The organism is Cryobacterium sp. Y82, from assembly GCF_002929495.1.
In the GTDB taxonomy this organism is placed as follows: domain Bacteria; phylum Actinomycetota; class Actinomycetes; order Actinomycetales; family Microbacteriaceae; genus Cryobacterium; species Cryobacterium serini.
In genome coordinates, this window is record NZ_PJJJ01000037.1 from 382374 (window position 1) to 399431 (window position 17058).

18 protein-coding genes are annotated in these 17058 nt (G+C 64.6%); all 18 read right to left on the minus strand.

What is annotated here, in order from left to right; translation table 11 throughout:
* Positions 1-7: 7 nt before the first annotated feature.
* A complete protein-coding gene (locus CXY70_RS17090) occupies positions 8-523 on the minus strand; it encodes an amino-acid N-acetyltransferase (protein WP_104193504.1) in 516 nt (171 codons plus the stop codon).
* A 205-nt stretch (positions 524-728) separates the two neighbouring features.
* The gene (locus CXY70_RS17095; protein WP_104193505.1) at positions 729-3254 is read right to left on the minus strand and encodes an ATP-dependent Clp protease ATP-binding subunit; all 2526 of its coding nucleotides are present in this window, start codon (positions 3252-3254) and stop codon (positions 729-731) included.
* A 140-nt stretch (positions 3255-3394) separates the two neighbouring features.
* Positions 3395-4858, minus strand: a complete 1464-nt coding sequence (gene cls / locus CXY70_RS17100; RefSeq protein ID WP_104193506.1) for a cardiolipin synthase — start codon at positions 4856-4858, stop codon at positions 3395-3397.
* 5 nt (positions 4859-4863) lie between these two features.
* Complete coding sequence (locus tag CXY70_RS17105; RefSeq protein ID WP_104193507.1) at positions 4864-5043, minus strand: hypothetical protein; 180 nt, start codon at positions 5041-5043, stop codon at positions 4864-4866.
* 34 nt (positions 5044-5077) lie between these two features.
* The gene (locus CXY70_RS17910) at positions 5078-5224 is read right to left on the minus strand and encodes a hypothetical protein (protein WP_158251014.1); all 147 of its coding nucleotides are present in this window, start codon (positions 5222-5224) and stop codon (positions 5078-5080) included.
* The gene (lysS, locus tag CXY70_RS17110; protein WP_104193508.1) at positions 5224-6747 is read right to left on the minus strand and encodes a lysine--tRNA ligase; all 1524 of its coding nucleotides are present in this window, start codon (positions 6745-6747) and stop codon (positions 5224-5226) included. Before lysS ends, CXY70_RS17910 begins: the two co-directional genes overlap by 1 nt.
* Positions 6748-6794: 47 nt before the next feature.
* Positions 6795-7667, minus strand: a complete 873-nt coding sequence (gene panC / locus CXY70_RS17115; RefSeq protein WP_104193509.1) for a pantoate--beta-alanine ligase — start codon at positions 7665-7667, stop codon at positions 6795-6797.
* Positions 7664-8425 carry a Rossmann-like and DUF2520 domain-containing protein gene (locus CXY70_RS17120; protein ID WP_104193510.1) on the minus strand — a complete coding sequence of 254 codons (762 nt, stop codon included), beginning with the start codon at positions 8423-8425 and terminating at the stop codon, positions 7664-7666. Before CXY70_RS17120 ends, panC begins: the two co-directional genes overlap by 4 nt.
* Positions 8422-10056 (minus strand): PH domain-containing protein, encoded by a 1635-nt coding sequence (locus CXY70_RS17125; protein WP_104193511.1) that lies wholly within the window; start codon positions 10054-10056, stop codon positions 8422-8424. Before CXY70_RS17125 ends, CXY70_RS17120 begins: the two co-directional genes overlap by 4 nt.
* Positions 10053-10598, minus strand: coding sequence for a PH domain-containing protein (locus CXY70_RS17130; protein WP_104193512.1), 546 nt, complete (start codon positions 10596-10598; stop codon positions 10053-10055). The genes CXY70_RS17125 and CXY70_RS17130 overlap by 4 nt, the downstream gene beginning before the upstream one ends.
* Positions 10591-11061, minus strand: a complete 471-nt coding sequence (locus CXY70_RS17135; protein ID WP_104193513.1) for a DUF3180 domain-containing protein — start codon at positions 11059-11061, stop codon at positions 10591-10593. Before CXY70_RS17135 ends, CXY70_RS17130 begins: the two co-directional genes overlap by 8 nt.
* The gene (gene folK / locus CXY70_RS17140; RefSeq protein WP_104193514.1) at positions 11058-11597 is read right to left on the minus strand and encodes a 2-amino-4-hydroxy-6-hydroxymethyldihydropteridine diphosphokinase; all 540 of its coding nucleotides are present in this window, start codon (positions 11595-11597) and stop codon (positions 11058-11060) included. The genes CXY70_RS17135 and folK overlap by 4 nt, the downstream gene beginning before the upstream one ends.
* Positions 11594-11956: a dihydroneopterin aldolase gene (folB, locus tag CXY70_RS17145; protein WP_104193515.1), complete on the minus strand. Its 363-nt coding sequence runs from the start codon at positions 11954-11956 to the stop codon at positions 11594-11596. Before folB ends, folK begins: the two co-directional genes overlap by 4 nt.
* Positions 11949-12806, minus strand: coding sequence for a dihydropteroate synthase (gene folP / locus CXY70_RS17150; protein WP_104193516.1), 858 nt, complete (start codon positions 12804-12806; stop codon positions 11949-11951). The genes folB and folP overlap by 8 nt, the downstream gene beginning before the upstream one ends.
* Positions 12803-13372, minus strand: coding sequence for a GTP cyclohydrolase I FolE (gene folE / locus CXY70_RS17155; RefSeq protein ID WP_104193517.1), 570 nt, complete (start codon positions 13370-13372; stop codon positions 12803-12805). The genes folP and folE overlap by 4 nt, the downstream gene beginning before the upstream one ends.
* Positions 13373-13378: 6 nt before the next feature.
* On the minus strand, positions 13379-15388 hold the full coding sequence (ftsH, locus tag CXY70_RS17160; RefSeq protein WP_104193518.1) for an ATP-dependent zinc metalloprotease FtsH: 2010 nt from the start codon (positions 15386-15388) through the stop codon (positions 13379-13381).
* A gap of 84 nt (positions 15389-15472) precedes the next feature.
* Entirely contained in the window at positions 15473-16045 is a 573-nt protein-coding gene (gene hpt / locus CXY70_RS17165; protein WP_104193519.1) for a hypoxanthine phosphoribosyltransferase, read from the minus strand.
* 22 nt (positions 16046-16067) lie between these two features.
* On the minus strand, positions 16068-17048 hold the full coding sequence (gene tilS / locus CXY70_RS17170) for a tRNA lysidine(34) synthetase TilS (RefSeq protein WP_104193520.1): 981 nt from the start codon (positions 17046-17048) through the stop codon (positions 16068-16070).
* Positions 17049-17058 lie beyond the last annotated feature (10 nt).

The window sequence follows — 17058 nt, forward strand, 5'->3', positions numbered from 1 at the left end:
AAATTCGTTAGTTCAGGCGCTTCACCATCCGGGTGTTTCCGAGGGTGTTCGGCTTCACCCGAGCCAGGTCGAGAAACTCGGCCACACCCTCATCGGGCGAGCGCACGAGTTCGGCGTAGACGGCCGGGTCGACGGTTTCGGTGCCCATGTCGCTGAAACCGTTGCGAGCAAAGAAGCCCACCTCGAAGGTGAGGCAGAACAGTCGGCTGAGGCCGAGGTCTTGGGCATCCGTTTCGAGGCGTTGCATCATCGTGTAGCCGACGCCGCGGCCGAGCCAGTTCGCATCCACGGCAAGGGTGCGCACCTCGCCGAGGTCCTCCCACATGACGTGGAGGGCGCCGCAGCCGATCAGCTTCCCTGAAGAGTCAACGGCCACCCGAAATTCCTGCACCGCCTCGTAGAACACGACACGGTCCTTGCCGAGCAGGATGCGCTGCTGCACGAGCGGTTCGACGAGCGCTTCGATGCCGGGCACGTCACTCGTGCGGGCGCGGCGTACCGTGTATCCCGTTTCTAAATTCACTCCTCCAGTCTATTGATCCCCCTACCGCCGACTCTCCCCGCGCATAACTCCTGCAATTCGTGTTCGCTTCAACCGGCAACTCCTGGAAAGACGCGGAACTTGACCCGATGCTTCAGAATTTGCAGGAGTTGTGCGAACGCACGGCCGCCCCGGGCACAGAAAAGGCCCGACAGACGAATCTGCCGGGCCTCTTTCTTCGAAACTTCTAGTCGCTGGTGATGGCCAGGTCGGGGGTGGCCGGACCGGTTCCGATCGCGGCGGACGTGTTCACTCCCACGCCGACCGGGTCAACCCTGGTCGTTGTGGTGAAGATGTACTCGCCGTCGACGTAGTCCACGTGCACGTGGTCACCGGCGTTGAGCTCGCCCTGCAGGATCTTCTCCGACAGCCGGTCCTCTACCTCGCGCTGGATCGCACGACGCAGCGGCCGAGCACCGAGCGTTGGGTCGAAGCCGACCTCGATCAGGTGTTCCTTCGCCGGGACGGTGACCTCGACGGTCATGTCACGGTCGAGCAGACGCACACCGAGACGCTTGATGAACAGGTCGACGATCTGCAGCAACTCGGGCTTGGTCAGCTGCGGGAACACGATGATCTCGTCCACGCGGTTGAGGAACTCGGGCTTGAAGTGCTTCTTGAGCTCGTCCTTCACCTTGCCGGCCATGCGCTCGTACCCGGTGGTGCTGTCGCCTTCCAGCTGGAAGCCGACGGGTCCACCCGAGATGTCCTTGGTGCCGAGGTTGGTGGTCATGATGATGACGGTGTTCTTGAAGTCGACCACGCGACCCTGGCCATCCGTCAACCGTCCCTCTTCCAGAATCTGCAGCAGGGAGTTGAAGATGTCGGGGTGAGCCTTCTCGATCTCATCGAACAGCACCACGGAGAACGGCTTACGACGCACCTTCTCGGTGAGCTGGCCGCCCTCTTCGAAGCCGACGAACCCGGGAGGCGCACCGAACAGTCGCGACACGGTGTGCTTCTCGCCGTACTCACTCATGTCGAGCGAGATCATGGCGGCCTCGTCATCGAAGAGGAACTCGGCGAGCGCCTTGGCGAGCTCGGTCTTGCCAACGCCGGTGGGGCCGGCGAAGACGAACGAACCGGAGGGACGCTTCGGGTCCTTCAGGCCAGCACGGGTGCGACGGATGGTCTTGGCGAGCGCCGAGATGGCCTCTTCCTGACCGATGACGCGCTGGTGCAGTGCCTTCTCCATGAAGACCAGCCGCGAAGATTCTTCCTCGGTGAGCTTGAACACCGGAATACCGGTGGCCTGGGCCAGGACTTCGGCGATCAGGCCTTCGTCGACGACCGCGGTGGTCTTGACGTCGCCGGACTTCCACTTCTTCTCAAGGCGCAGACGCTCGCCGAGGAGGTTCTTCTCCTCGTCGCGCAGGCCGGCGGCCTTCTCGAAGTCCTGCTCTTCGATGGCGAGTTCCTTGGCGGCACGCACCACGGCGATTTTCTCGTCGAATTCACGCAGCTCGGGCGGGCTTGAGAGGATCGAGAGGCGCAGGCGGGCACCGGCTTCGTCGATCAGGTCGATGGCCTTGTCGGGCAGGAACCGGTCGGAGACGTAACGGTCGGCGAGGTTTGCCGCGGCCACGAGTGCACCGTCGGTGATGGACACCTTGTGGTGCGCCTCGTACCGGTCGCGCAGTCCCTTGAGAATGTTGATGGTGTGCGGCAGCGACGGCTCGTCGACCTGGATCGACTGGAAGCGGCGCTCGAGGGCGGCATCCTTCTCGAAGTGCTTGCGGTACTCGTCAAGGGTGGTCGCACCAATAGTCTGCAGCTCACCACGGGCGAGGAGCGGCTTCAAGATCGACGCGGCGTCGATTGCGCCCTCGGCGGCACCGGCACCCACGAGGGTGTGGATTTCGTCGATGAAGACGATGATGTCGCCGCGGGTGCGGATCTCCTTGGTGACCTTTTTCAGGCGCTCTTCGAAGTCACCGCGGTAGCGGCTGCCGGCGATGAGCGAGCCGAGATCGAGCGAGTAGAGCTGCTTGTCCTTGAGCGTCTCGGGCACATCGCCCTTGACGATGGCCTGGGCGAGGCCCTCGACGACGGCGGTCTTGCCAACTCCGGGCTCACCGATCAGGACGGGGTTGTTCTTGGTGCGACGCGAGAGGATCTGCATGACCCGCTCGATTTCTTTCTCACGCCCGATGACCGGGTCGAGTTTGTTGTCGCGGGCCATCTGGGTGAGGTTGCGACCGAACTGGTCGAGCACCTGGCTGCCGGCCGTGTTGGCCGCCTGCTCGTTGGCGCCGACCTGCACCTGCTCCTTGCCCTGGTAACCGGAGAGGAGCTGGATGACCTGCTGGCGCACGCGGTTGAGGTCGGCGCCGAGCTTGACGAGAACCTGCGCGGCGACGCCCTCACCCTCGCGAATGAGTCCGAGCAGAATGTGCTCGGTTCCAATGTAGTTGTGGCCGAGCTGCAGCGCTTCGCGCAGGCTCAGCTCGAGAACCTTCTTCGCACGCGGCGTGAAGGGGATGTGGCCGGTGGGCTGCTGCTGCCCCTGGCCGATGATGTCCTGAACCTGCTCGCGTACGGCGTCCAGCGAGATGCCGAGGCTCTCTAAAGCCTTCGCGGCGACGCCTTCACCCTCGTGAATCAGCCCGAGCAGAATGTGCTCGGTACCGATGTAGTTGTGGTTGAGCATCTTGGCCTCTTCCTGGGCCAAAACGACGACGCGACGAGCTCGGTCGGTAAATCTTTCAAACATGTGATCGCTCCCTTGGCGCCAGGGCAGTTGGTGCCGTTACATTGAGAGTAGCCAGCCTGCGCCGCTTCCGGGCGTTTGTTCGCCGTAGGCGTGACGGATGCTATGCCTCGCCCCCATCCGCGGCCCCCGCAAGCCGGTTGTCACTGAACCGCGGAGGTCAGCCGGGCAAGGTTGTCGAGGATCGTGGAGCGCAGCGGCTGCTTGCGCCACTCCTCAAGGGTCAGCTCGCGGCTGTTCAAGCGGTTCTCGTCTTCCATGACGCGCAGTTTGCGCACGAAGGATCGCCCGCGCACCATGAGCGAGACCTCCATGTTGAGGCTGAACGAGCGCTGGTCCATATTGCTCGACCCGACGACAGCGACCTCATCGTCGATGGTGAAGTGCTTTGCGTGCAGAATGTAGGGCGCCTTGTACATGTAGATGCGCACTCCAGCGGTCAACAACTCCTCGTAATACGAACGCTGAGCGTGATAGACGACGGCCTGGTCGCCGATCTCCGACACGAAAAGCTCCACCTGCAGCCCACGCTGCACGGCCGTCGTGATGGCGTACATGATCGATTCGTCCGGCACAAAGTACGGACTCGTAATGACGATTCGGTCCTGCGCGTAGTAGAGCAACGCGAGAAACAACCGCAGATTGTTCTCACCCTTGAACCCGGGGCCACTCGGTACCACCTGGCAGTCGAGGGCATCGGTCACCGGCCGTGGATGCACCGGCTCAATGTCACGCGTGAGCAGCTCGTTGGTTTCGCTATACCAGTCGGTGATGAAGATCGCGCCCAGCCCGGACACGATTGGCCCTTCCAGCCGGGTCATGAAGTCTTTCCACATCAGACCCCGCCGAATGTTGCGCCGCATGTTGTAGGTGCGGTCGATGATGTTCTGCGATCCCATGAAGCCGACCGAGCCGTCGATGATCAGCAGCTTGCGGTGGTTGCGCAGGTCTGGTCGTTGCCATTTACCCCGGAACGGCTGCACCGGGAGCATGAGTCGCCACGGAATGCCAGCATCCGTCAAATATTTCTTGGTCTGGTGAAAGCCGGGCTTGCGCATCGATTGAATGTGATCCATCAGCACGCGCACGTTCACGCCGCGCTGGTGTGCACGCTCCAGCGCGTCAAAAAACGGCGCGGTCGTGGGGTCGAGCGAGAGAATGTAGAACTCGACGTGCACGTATTTCTTGGCCAGATCGATGTCGGCGATCATGGTGTCGAAGGCGCCCTGATAGTCGTTGATCAGGCTCGCGGTATTGTCACCGACCAGCGGCATCGCTCCCAGGTTGCGGTTGAGTTCAACGACCGATTCGAGCCAGCCCGGCCACGGATGGTCGCGCCGCACCAGGTCCATTCCCTCGGTGCTTTCGAGAATGAACCTGTTAATTTCATCTTGCATCAGTCGGCGCTTCTTCGGAAAGGTACGGTAGCCGATCAGCAAAAAAAGCAGCACTCCGAGATACGGAATGAAAAAAATGGTCAGCAGCCAGGCCATGCCTGACATTGGACGACGGTTGCGCGGGACCACGATAATGGCCACCACGCGAATGGAAAAGTCAACAATCAAAGCCAGCAGAACGGTGATGGACAGGCCGTCGATGCCGAACATCGAACTTAGGTGACCGGTTTGTCGAGACCGAGTCGGGCTCGTTCTTCCGCTTCGATTTGGGCGTACACCTTACGTTCAGTGCGATCAGCGCGCAGGATTGAGCGCAGCATCAACCAGAACATCAGGCCAAGCGCAATGGTAGGCACAACCGAAAAAATCGCGTTACCCCAAAAGTCCTCAATCACCGTGCCAGCTTACGCGCAAAGGCTGGGAGAGCTGCTACTTGCTGAGGAGCCCAACGATGCCGCTTCCGAGGTAGTAGACGCCGACGCCGCTGATGATCACCCAAATGGCGATTCGGTTCATGGATGGCGGCTTGCGCCCACCCTTGTTTGGTTTCAACTCATCGTCGGGCAGATAGCTCATTATTTCACCAGGGGGAAGAGAATCGTCTCACGAATACCCAGGCCGGTCAGTGCCATCAACATGCGGTCAATGCCCATACCCATTCCGCCGGTCGGCGGCATACCGTATTCGAGTGCGCGCAGAAATTCTTCGTCGAGGCGCATGGCCTCCGGGTCTCCCCCAGCGGCGAGGCTCGCCTGTTCGACGAAACGTTCGCGCTGCACGACCGGGTCCACCAGCTCGGAGTAGCCGGTAGCCAGTTCGAAGCCGCGCACGTAGAGGTCCCACTTTTCGACGACGCCTGCCACCGATCGATGCCCGCGCACGAGCGGGCTGGTGTCGATGGGAAAGTCCATGACGAACGTCGGGCGCACCAGGTCGCCCTTGACGAAGTGCTCCCACAGCTCTTCGACGTACTTGCCGTGTATAGGGTGGTCGATCTCGATGCCCTCACGGGCGGCGAGCGCTACAAGGTCGGCGAGGGGCGTCTCGGCGGTGATCGTGACGCCGGCGGCGGCCGACAGGCTGTCGTACATGCCGATGCGATCCCAGTCGCCGCCAAGGTCGAACAGGGTGCCGTCGGCCCAGGTCACCACGTGTGATCCGGCGATCGCGAACGCGGCATCCTGAATCAGCTTCTGGGTGAGATCAGCGATGGAGTTGTAATCGCCGTAAGCCTCATAGGCTTCGAGCATCGCGAACTCGGGCGAGTGCGTGGAGTCGGCGCCCTCGTTGCGAAAGTTGCGGTTGATCTCGTAGACGCGGTCGATGCCGCCGACCACGGCCCGCTTCAAAAACAGTTCGGGTGCGATGCGCAGGAACAGCTCGGTGTCGAAGGCGTTGCTGTGGGTCTGGAACGGCCGGGCGGATGCCCCGCCGTGCATCGTTTGCAGCATCGGAGTCTCGATTTCGATGAAATCAAGGCTGGTGAACGTCTGGCGCAGGCTCGCCACCGCCTTGGATCGGGACAGCACGTTGGTGCGGGCCTGTTCCCGGCTGATCAGGTCGAGATAGCGGCTGCGCACCCGGGTCTCTTCGCTCAGTTCGGAGTGCAGGTTGGGCAGGGGAAGCAGGGCCTTCGCGGCGACCTTCCAGTCGGTGACCATGATCGACAGCTCACCGCGGCGGCTCGAGATCACCTCGCCGGCCACGAACATGTGGTCACCGAGGTCGACGAGGTCTTTCCATGCGGCGAGGGATTCATTGCCGACCGCGGCGAGGGAGACCATGGCCTGGATGCGGGTGCCATCGCCGCTCTGCAGGCTCGCGAAGCACAGTTTACCGGTGTTGCGCAGGTGCACGATGCGGCCGGCCAGTCCCACGGTAACGCCGCTGGTGGCATCCGCTTCGAGCTGGCCGAATTCGGCGCGCACGGCCGGAATGGTGTGCGTGACCGGAACCGATACCGGGTACGCGCCGCCGGCCGGGCTCGCAGCGGCCGCGTTCAGGCGGTCCCGCTTGCCGAGGCGCACAGCCTTCTGCTCGTTCATCTCCGCGTCGGACAAGCCTTCGTCGTTCGAGGCTGGCGTGGGGTTCTGGCTCATGGGGTTCTCCGTTGGTGCTGTCGTTTCAAAAAAGCGGATGCTGCGACTCACCCCAGGCAAAGCGACACGTTGTCGATCAGCCGGGTTTTGCCGACGCGCGCGGCCACGAGCAACCGGGCTGGCCCGCGATAATCGTCGTGCACGGTCAGCAGGGTTTCCGGGTGCACGATCACGAGATAGTCCAGTTTAACCAACGGCTGGGCGGCGATGCGCGCGTGCGCGGCGACGAGGGCGGCGGCCGGGCCGGTCTCTGCCGCTTCCACGGCCGCGGTGAGCCCCGCGAACAGGGTCTGGGCTGCCGTGTGCTGCTCATGGTCGAGGTAGCGGTTACGACTGGACAGTGCCAGCCCGCCCGGTTCCCGCACGGTCTCGACGACCTCGATGGTGCTGCGCACGTTGAGATCGTCGACCATGCGGCGCACGAGAAAAGCCTGCTGGCCGTCTTTCTGGCCGAACACTGCGACATCCGGGGTCACGATTCCCAGCAATTTCGCCACAACGGTGAGCATGCCGTCGAAGTGCCCTGGTCGCGCGGCGCCCTCGTAGAGTGAGCCGACCAGGCCGGCGGTGACCCGGGTGTCGCTCTCCCCGCCGGGAAACATCTCGCGGGCATTCGGCGCGAACACGAACGAGACGTTCTCGGCTCCGAGGGCGGCGACGTCAGCGTCGAGCGTTCGCGGGTAGTTGTCAAGGTCTTCACCGGCGCCGAACTGCAGCGGGTTGACGAAAATCGACACCACCACGATTCCGCCGAGTGTGTGCGCGCGTCGCACCAGCGCGAGATGGCCGGCGTGCAGGGCGCCCATGGTCGGCACGAGCACGATGCGCGTATCGCCACCGGTCAGCGCAGCACTGTCGCGGGCCTGCCCCAGACGGTCGTGCAGCTCGGCAATGGTGCTCACTACCTGGATGGTGCTCATTCGATCTCCCGGTCGTCGTCAAGCGGATGCTGCCGCTGCTCTATTTCGTCAAACCCGGTGAGATCCAGCCGTTCGGGGCTCGTGCGTGCGAGGGCGTTTTCCATCGCGGAACGCAGCAGCGGACCGAGAATAGCCCCCGGATGCTCCAGACCGATCCCGGCGAGCAGGCGCGTGGCCTGCTCGACGATCGAGGTGGAGAAGGCGGTAGCGATCTGGATGGCTTCGGCATAGCTGGCCCGGTCGGCTTCGGCGACGATGAGCGGTTCGCCGCCCATCTCCACGGCCAACGCCTGCCCGATCGGCAGCACCGGGCCGGGGGCGGTCACGGCGAAGTAGCTGTCGGCGAGTCGGGCCAGGTCGAGGCTGGTACCGGTGAAAGCCATGGCCGGGTGGATGGCCAATGGGATAGCGCCGGCGGCCTGCGCTGGCGCTAGCACCGTGGTGCCATAACGAGCGGAGGTGTGCAGCACGAGCTGGCCTGGCTGCCAGGTGTGTGTTGCCGCGAGCCCTTTGATGAGGTTGTCCAGCTGGGCGTCGGGCACCGCGATAATGACCAGCTCGCTGCGTTCGACGACCTCGGGCACCGTCAGAACCGGCACGAGTGGCAAAATGGCTTCCGCCCGATCAAGGCTGGCCTGCGAGATCGCGGAGATGCCGACGATCGCGTGGCCTGCACCCGCAAGCGCGGCGCCGAGGATGGGGCCGACGTGACCGGCCCCGATAATACCGACGCCGAGGCGTCCCGGTTTGGCGTTCATTGCGTTGCTTCCTGGGTTGGTGGGGTGGTGCGGCTCCACTGGTGGCTGGTGTCGGCGAGCGCCGACCGTACTGCCCCGGTGGACATCCACTCGAACAGCACGAGAGCTTCGTCGACGTCGATGACGCTGAGTGAGGCGGTGACCGGTCCAGCGACCGTGTGCAGGGCGGCCGACGCGAGGCGCAGGCGACGGCGAATCGCGCCCTGGCTGATGCGCACCCCTTGCATTCGGGCCAGGGGCACCAGAATCAGGTCACGAGAGAGTACGCCGCGCCGAATCAGGGCGACGCTGCCCGAGACCGCCCAGCCGGTGCGCCACCAGGAGAACGGGCGCAGCCAGACGGCGCGGGCGGGCGCGTTGCTGTAGAAATCGGCGATGCCGGCGTCACGCTTGCGGCCGCCGAGCATGCCGTTTTCGATCAGGGCACGATGGGTGACCGTGTCAAAGTCGGGCAGCGCCAGTTGCAATACCTTTTCCACGTCGGCGAGGGTGCCGACCGGCAGTAGTGTCGTTCCCGTCACCGGGGTCGAGCTGCGACCGGAGGTCTGCCCGGCCGTGTTGATGCTGATCTGCCACCAGCCGAACCGACGCCAGAGAATAGGCTGCGACACCTCGATAGCGTGGATCCGCCCCGGAGGCAGGGTCTGGCTGCTGGTCGAGAGCAGACCATAGCCGACCCGTACGCCATCAGGGGTGCCCGCAATGCTGAATCGCAGCGTCTTGGTGATACGGGAGAAATAGTAACCGACACTGCCGATGAGGCCGGGCAAAACGGCCACGAGCACCCAGCCGCTGCTTCCGGCGATGACGCTGATAAGGAGGCCGACGCCGGCCAACAGGAGAAAAACGGTGAAGCCGCTGAGTACGACCGACCCGATCAGGCGCCGCAAGGGAATACGCACCACCGACTGCGGCGGCGCGGCATCCGGATCAAGTTCCGGTGCCCGAAATTCGTTGAATCGCGCGGTCGCGAAGTCGCCGAGGGCGGAATGAGCAGTGGGCGCTCCGTCTACGGCGGGCGCTGAGGCGACCGGCGCATCGGGTGCTGCGGCAGGCTGCTTGGCTTGCCGCAGGCCGGAGGCCAGATGCAGGATGTCGCGGCGCAGGTCATCGGCAAGTTTCGAGCCGAGGTAGGCGAGCTCCACGTTACCGTCCTGCCCCGCGACGGTGATTTGCAGCCGGGCAGCGCCAAACAGACGCGGAATCAGCGGCCGGGTCAGGTCAACGCCCTGCACTCGGTCGAGGCGGGCTTTGCGGTTACTGCGAAAAACAAGGCCGCTGCGCACTTCAACGATCTCTCCGGTCACGCGAAAGGTGTGCATGCGCCAGGACAGGTAGAAGACCACGAGAATGACCACCAACACGCCACCGATGATGAGCAAAGCCCAGCCGGTTGCTCCGCGCTCGTAGATGGCGTCGATCGGATCGCCGCCGTAATTCTCTTCGCCGATGAACAGGTCGATGAGGCGTTCACGCAGGTTGGCGATGATGAAACCGATGATGGCCACCATGAAAATACCGCCGCGCAGCAGCGGTGTCGCCGGGTGCAGTCGGTGCCATTCACCGTCGGTGAGGTCGGTGCGCGATGCGGTGAGGGGCGGCCGTGCGCGAGCAACCGGCTCCTCGTTCACAGCCCCGCCCGGCGGCTCTCGGCCAGCTCCACCAACCGGTCGCGCAGGCTCTCGGCATCGGCCTCGGCCAGCCCGGGAATAGAGACGACGGCACTCGCAGCGGCAGTCACAAACTTGAGATCAGCCAAACCGAGCCAGCGGGCGACCGGGCCGCGAGTGATATCGATGAGTTGCATGCGCCCGTAGGGCACCGCCACGAAGCGTTGAAAAAGGATGCCCCGGCGAAAGAGCAGGTCATCCGTGCGCAGCACGTAGCCGATGGCGCGCACCCGGCGCGGCTCAAACACGAGGTTGATGATTGACAGGGCGAGGACCACGATTCCGACCCACAACGCCCAGGTCTGGTCGAGCAGGAGCCACAGCAGGGCTGCTCCGCCGCAGACCACGACGGCGTTGACGATGGTGCCGACGATCTCGACCACCACGTACTTCGGGGAAACGCGCTTCCATTCGCCGGTCTCGACCAGTTCGAGCCGATTGGACGGTTCAGGTGCCGGTTTAGGCTGCTGCCCGGCGGAGGGATTGGGTTCGCGATCAGGCACGGGTACCTCCCGAGTCGTCGGTTTCGTCGTCGGGAGGGAGGGTGCAGAAGTGTTCGGCGACCAGGCCGGCCGTGAGCATCAGGGCCGCCCCAATGGCCGTGCCGATCGTGAGCCACAGGGACGTGACCGCGGGAACCACCGATCGGGTGAGGATGTACAGCACGATGCCGAGAGCAGCGCCAAAAAGCAGCGACGCCGACAGTGAGGTCGCCTTCGATAGCACAGCGACCCGCATGGCCCAGAACGGGTCGATGCGGCGCAGCGCCTTACGATGACTGCCCTGGCGCACCTGCCACGCCAGGCTGACGATCACGATGCCCAGCAGGATCAGAGTGACCGGCAGGGTCACCGGCGGGACAACGATCGGTGCCCCGGAGGCCGCGAAGGCGATCTCGACGAGAAAGCCGACGACGAGACCGCTGAGCAGAACGGCGAGCAGCCCGGTCGCCTGTGAGCGCTTCATTGCCGTGGTTCCAGCGTCGGTGCGCCGAATGCGGTATCCGCTGCTCGGCGCACCGCGTTGCCGGTTGCGGCCAGAAGGTCACGCACTAGCCCGCGGCCGGGGATGGCCGCCGCTGGGTCGAGATCGAGCCAGGGTGCCAGTACGAAGTCGCGTTCCGCTGCCCGCGGATGCGGCAGGGTCAGGCGGTCATCGTCGATGCTCCGCTGTCCGAACACGATGAGGTCGATGTCGAGGGTGCGGTCGCCCCAGCGTTCGGCGCGCACCCGGCCGTGCCCCGCCTCGATGGCGTTGACGGCGTCGAGGAGGTCGTACGGGTCGCCACTGTAGTCGATGGTGAGCACCGCGTTGAGGTACTGCGGAGCGTTCTCGTCGGCGCCGTCGAGTTTCACGGCGGTAGATTCATAGACGGGCGAAACGGCAACCAGCGTGAGACCGGCCAGGTCGGCGAGATCGTGCACGGCGCCGGCCAGCGTGGCCGTCCGGTCACCGAGATTGCTGCCGAGGGCGAGTACGACGCGTTCGCTGCGATCGGTCATGGCCGCGACCGGGTGATCTGCACGGCGACGTCGGTGAATGGAACTGAAATGGGAGCCTGTGGTTTGTGCACCGTGACCTGCACGCGCAGCGCCGGCGGGTGGGCCAATACGACCTTCGCGATGCGTTCGGCAACGGTTTCGATGAGATCGACCGGGTTGTGCGCAGCCGCTCGAGTGACCTCCTCGGCGAGGACGCCATAGTGGATGGTCTGGGTGACGTCATCGCTCGCGGTCGCCTGGAGCAGATCGAGCCAGACGGTCACGTCGATGACGAAGTCCTGACCGTTTTCTTTCTCGAAGTCGTAAACGCCGTGGTGGGCGTTCACCCGCAGGCCGGTGAGGGTGATCGAATCAGTCATGGGTCCATTGTGACGGACGCGAAGCGGCGCCCGGCACCTGCCCGGTACTCGGGGGCGTCGATTGGCGCACGCTGGCGAGCACGTTGAGGGCGGTGCGCGTCGCGGCCACGTCGTGCACGCGTACTGCCCAGGCTCCGGCCTGGGCTGCCAGCACGCTGACCACCGCCGTTGGCAGGTCACGATCCAGCACGGGCGCGTCGACCGGCAGCACGCCGGCGAGGAAGCGTTTGCGTGATGCCCCGACCATGACCGGGAGGCCGAGTTCGGCGAAGGCGTCCAGCCGGTTGATGAGCTGCCAGTTGTGTTCGGCCCTCTTGGAAAACCCGAGACCGGGGTCGAGCACGATGTGCTCCCAAGCCACGCCAGCGGCGGTCAGGGCGTCGACGCGGGCGCGCAGTTCGGCGATGACGTCGGTGACGACGTCGCCGTAGTCGGAACGAGCGTCCATCTGCTGGGCATGAGCGCGCCAGTGCATGGCCACATAGGTCAGGCCGGTATCGGCGGCGACGGCGGCCATGCCGGGGTCCGCGAGCCCGCCTGACACATCGTTGATGATGCTCGCGCCCGCTTTCGCGGCGGCGAGGGCCGTCGCGGCATTGAGCGTGTCGATACTCAGGCGCAGCCCGTGACTGGCGAGCTCGGTGACCACCGGAAGGATTCGGCGCTGCTCGTGTTCCGGCGCGACGCGCGTGGCACCAGGCCGCGTGGACTCGCCGCCCACATCGATCAGGTCGGCGCCCTGGGCGTGCAGCAGCAGTCCATGCTCGATGGCGGCATCCGTCGACGCCCACTGGCCGCCATCGCTGAAGGAGTCGGGGGTGACATTGAGCACACCCATGATGAGCGTCACCCGCCAGCCGAAATCAGCGCAATGATTTCGGCACGGGTCGTCGGTTCCGTCAGGGCACCGCGGGACGCCATGGTCACGGTAGAACTCGCGGTCTGGCGCGGGCCGCGGGTGCCGACGCAGCCGTGCACGGCGTCGAGCACGACGAGCACACCGAGCGGGTCGAGCCCCTCCTGCAGTGCGTCAGCGATCTCCTCGGTGAGACGTTCCTGCAGCTGTGGCCGGGCGGCGATGGTCTCCACCACGGCGGGCAGCCGTCCGAGGCCGACGACGCGATCCCGTGGCAGGTACGCGACGTGGGCGGTGCCAAGAAACGGCAGCAGGTGGTGTTCACAGATCGAGCGAAAGGCGATATCGCGCAGCAGCACAAGTTCGCCGGTACGGCCTTCGACCGGGACGAAATCCTGGAGCAGGTCTTGCGGGTCTTGGTCGAGCCCCGCGAAAAACTCGCCGTAGGCATCCGCTACCCGTCGTGGGGTGCTTTGCAGGCCGGCGCGATCGGGGTCCTCACCGATTGCGGCGAGAATCTCCGAAACGGCCGCCCGGATTCGCGCCCTGTCCACTGCCACGAGCGCCTAGGCGGTCGCGGGACGTGGATTGCGGGCCGGCGCGCGTTTTGGTTTGGTGTGGATTGCGTCGCCGCTGGAGATGCCACCGTCAACGGCGTCGCCATCGATGGGGGCTTTCGGGGCGGGCATTGCAATAGGCGGCACGTCCGAGACGGGGCGTTTGTCGCTGGAAAGCCACTGCGGGCGCGCCGGCAGCTGCTCGACGTTGGCGAAGATCGCGGCGAGGGCGGTCTGGTCGAGTGTTTCGTGCTCGAGCAGGGCCGTGGCGAGCTCGTCAAGAATCACGCGGTTCTTGATGAGTACCTCGTAAGCCTCGTCGTGGGCGTCTTCGAGCAGTTGGCGCACCTCGCGGTCGACGCTCTCGGCGACCCGCTCGGAGTAGTCGCGTTGGTGACCCATGTCGCGGCCGAGAAAGACCTCGCCAGAGCCTTGGCCGAGCTTGAGTGGACCGACGACACTGCTCATGCCGAACTCGGTCACCATCTTGCGGGCGGTGGCCGTGGCTTTTTCGATGTCGTTGGAGGCACCACTGGTCGGGTCATGAAAGATGATCTCTTCGGCGACACGGCCGCCCATGGCATAGGCGAGCTGGTCGAGCAGCTCGTTACGCGTGACCGAATAACGGTCTTCGAGCGGCATGACCATCGTGTAACCAAGGGCCCGGCCGCGCGGAAGAATGGTGATCTTGGTGACCGGGTCGGTGAAGTTCATCGCGGTGGCCACGAGTGCGTGACCGCCCTCGTGGTACGCGGTGATGAGCTTTTCCTTGTCGCGCATGACCCGCGTGCGGCGCTGCGGTCCAGCCATAACCCGATCAACGGCCTCGTCGAGAGCACGGTTGTCGATGAGCTGGGCGTTGGACCGAGCAGTGAGCAGCGCGGCTTCGTTGAGTACGTTGGCGAGGTCGGCTCCGGTGAAGCCGGGCGTCTTGCGGGCGAGCACTTCGAGGTCGACGCCCTCGGCCATGGGCTTGCCCTTGGAGTGCACTTCGAGGATGCGCTTGCGGCCGAGCATGTCGGGTGCGTCGACACCGATCTGGCGGTCGAACCGGCCCGGGCGCAGCAGCGCAGGGTCGAGGATATCGGGGCGGTTGGTGGCGGCGATGAGAATGACGTTGGCCTTTACGTCGAAGCCGTCCATCTCGACCAACAGCTGATTGAGGGTCTGCTCGCGTTCGTCGTGTCCGCCGCCCATGCCGGCGCCACGGTGCCGGCCAACGGCGTCAATCTCATCGATGAAGATAATGGCGGGCGCGTTTTCCTTGGCCTGGCTGAACAGGTCGCGCACCCGGCTGGCGCCGACACCGACGAACATTTCGACGAAGTCCGAGCCGCTGATGGCGTAGAACGGCACGTTGGCCTCGCCGGCCACCGCGCGGGCAAGCAAGGTTTTACCGGTTCCGGGAGGGCCGTAGAGCAGCACACCCTTCGGAATGCGCGCGCCGACCGCCTGAAACTTGGCGGGCTCCTTGAGAAAGTCTTTGATCTCTTCGAGCTCTTCGATGGCTTCGTCGGCACCGGCGACATCGGCGAAGGTGACCTGCGGGCTTTCCTTGGAGACGAGCTTGGCCTTGGACTTGCCGAACTTCATTACCTTGCTGCCACCACCCTGCATCGAGATCATGAGCCAGAAGAAGGCACCGATCAGCAGTACGGGCAGCAGAAAGCTGAGCACTCCCAGAACCCAGTTGGGCTGCGGCACCTCGTCGGTGAAGCCGTCCTTCGGGTTCGCCGCAGTGACGGCGGTGATGATCTCTTCGCCGCGCGGGGCGACGTAATAGAACTGAACCTGTGTTCCGAGGTCGCCGCTGGCCTTGGTCAGCGTGAGGTCGACGCGCTGTTCGCCGTCGACGATCGTGGCCTCGGCGACGTTGCCCGACTTGAGGTAACCGAGGCCTTCCTGCGTACTAACCTCACGGAATCCGCTCATGGTGATGAGGCTTGACCCCACCCAGACGGCGATGACGGCGAGCACGATGTAGAGAATCGGGCCGCGGAGTAGCTTCTTGACGTTCATGGTGACCTCAGGCTAGCGCTCGATTACAGGGGAAAGCCGTGTGTTCGCTTAAAGGGAAACTCCGACGTGGTGCGCCGGCCGTGATTAGAGCGCGGGCGCGGCGACGGTGGAGTAAACGTGCGGGGCGAGAATACCCACCGAACGCAGGTTGCGGTACTTCTCGCCGTAGTCGAGACCGTACCCGACCACAAACTTGTTCGGAATGTTAAAACCGACGTATTTCACGTCGATATCGACGCGCGCGGCATCCGGCTTGCGCAGCAGCGCGCAGATCTCAATGGATGCCGGACCGCGAGTTTTCAGGTTCGCCAACAGCCACGACAGGGTCAGACCACTGTCGATGATGTCCTCGACGATGAGCACGTTACGACCGGAGAGGTCGGTGTCGAGGTCCTTCAGAATGCGCACGACGCCGCTGGACTGCGTGCCGGAGCCGTAGGAACTGACCGCCATCCAGTCCATGGTCACCGGGTGATGAAGCTCACGGGCCAGATCGGCCATGACCATGACCGCACCCTTGAGCACTCCGACCAGCAGCAGGTCGGTGCCGGCGTAGTCGACTTCGATCTGGCGTGACATTTCGGCCAGGCGAGCCCGAATCTGCTCCTCGCTGATCAGGATCTCGGTGAGGTCGCCGTCAATGTCGCGAGGTTCCATGTGGAAAAAACATTCCTTTGTGTTAGATGAGTCCAGTGGCGGAAAAAACTAAAATTCCACCCTGCCGTACAACTCTAATACCTGGCAGGCTGAGCGCCCCCTGTCCGTGCCACTGCGTCACGAGCGCCGCCACGGCCAGGGTCTGCACTCGATTCAGCCACACCCCGCACATTGCCTCGACTCCGAACCGAATCACTCTCTGCCGTACCGCCGCCGGCACCGACGCCAGCACGGTTGTCGCAATCCTGCCGTTGGCAAAATGTTCCTGCAGCATCGTGCGCGCCAGTTCGTCGAGGGCGTCTGAGTCTTCCCGCAGCGCATCAGCAGTTCGGGCAAGCGCCACCCCGACGCCAGGGCCGAGCTCCTTCTCGAGCAACGGCAGCACCGTCTCGCGCGCCCGCACCCGCGCGTAGCGCGGGTCGAAATTCTGCGGATCGCTCCACGGCTCGAGGCCCGCATCGACGCAGAATTGGCGGGTTTGGGCCCGACGAATGCCGAGCAACGGTCGCAGAAGCGGTCCGGTATGCGTAGCCATGCCCCGCAGGCTGGTCGGTCCGGAACCACGGGCGAGCCCGAGCAGCACGGTTTCGGCCTGATCGTCGAGGGTGTGGCCGAGCAGCACACTGCTCGCCCCGGTGAGTTCGAGAGCCATATCGAAAGCCGCGTAGCGAGCGGTGCGGGCGGCCGCCTCCGGGCCCGTGCCGTCGCTGTCGACCGTGACGCTCAATACCAGCACCGGGTCGAGGCCCAGCTGTCGGGCGGCCGCGGCGGCCCGCGCCGCGACATTCGCTGACCCGGTTTGCAGATTGTGATCCACGATGACCGCTCCGGCACGGATGCCCGCCCGCCCGGCTTCAAAAGCGGTCGCAGCGGCCAGCGCGAGCGAATCGGCGCCGCCGCTCAGGCCGACCAGAACGAGCCCCTCCGACGGCAGCAGCTCGCGCACGGCCCGGCGAATATCGGCCAGGGCCGGGGTCAGGCGCAGGCGGTGGACAGATTCCATCCAGTAACGT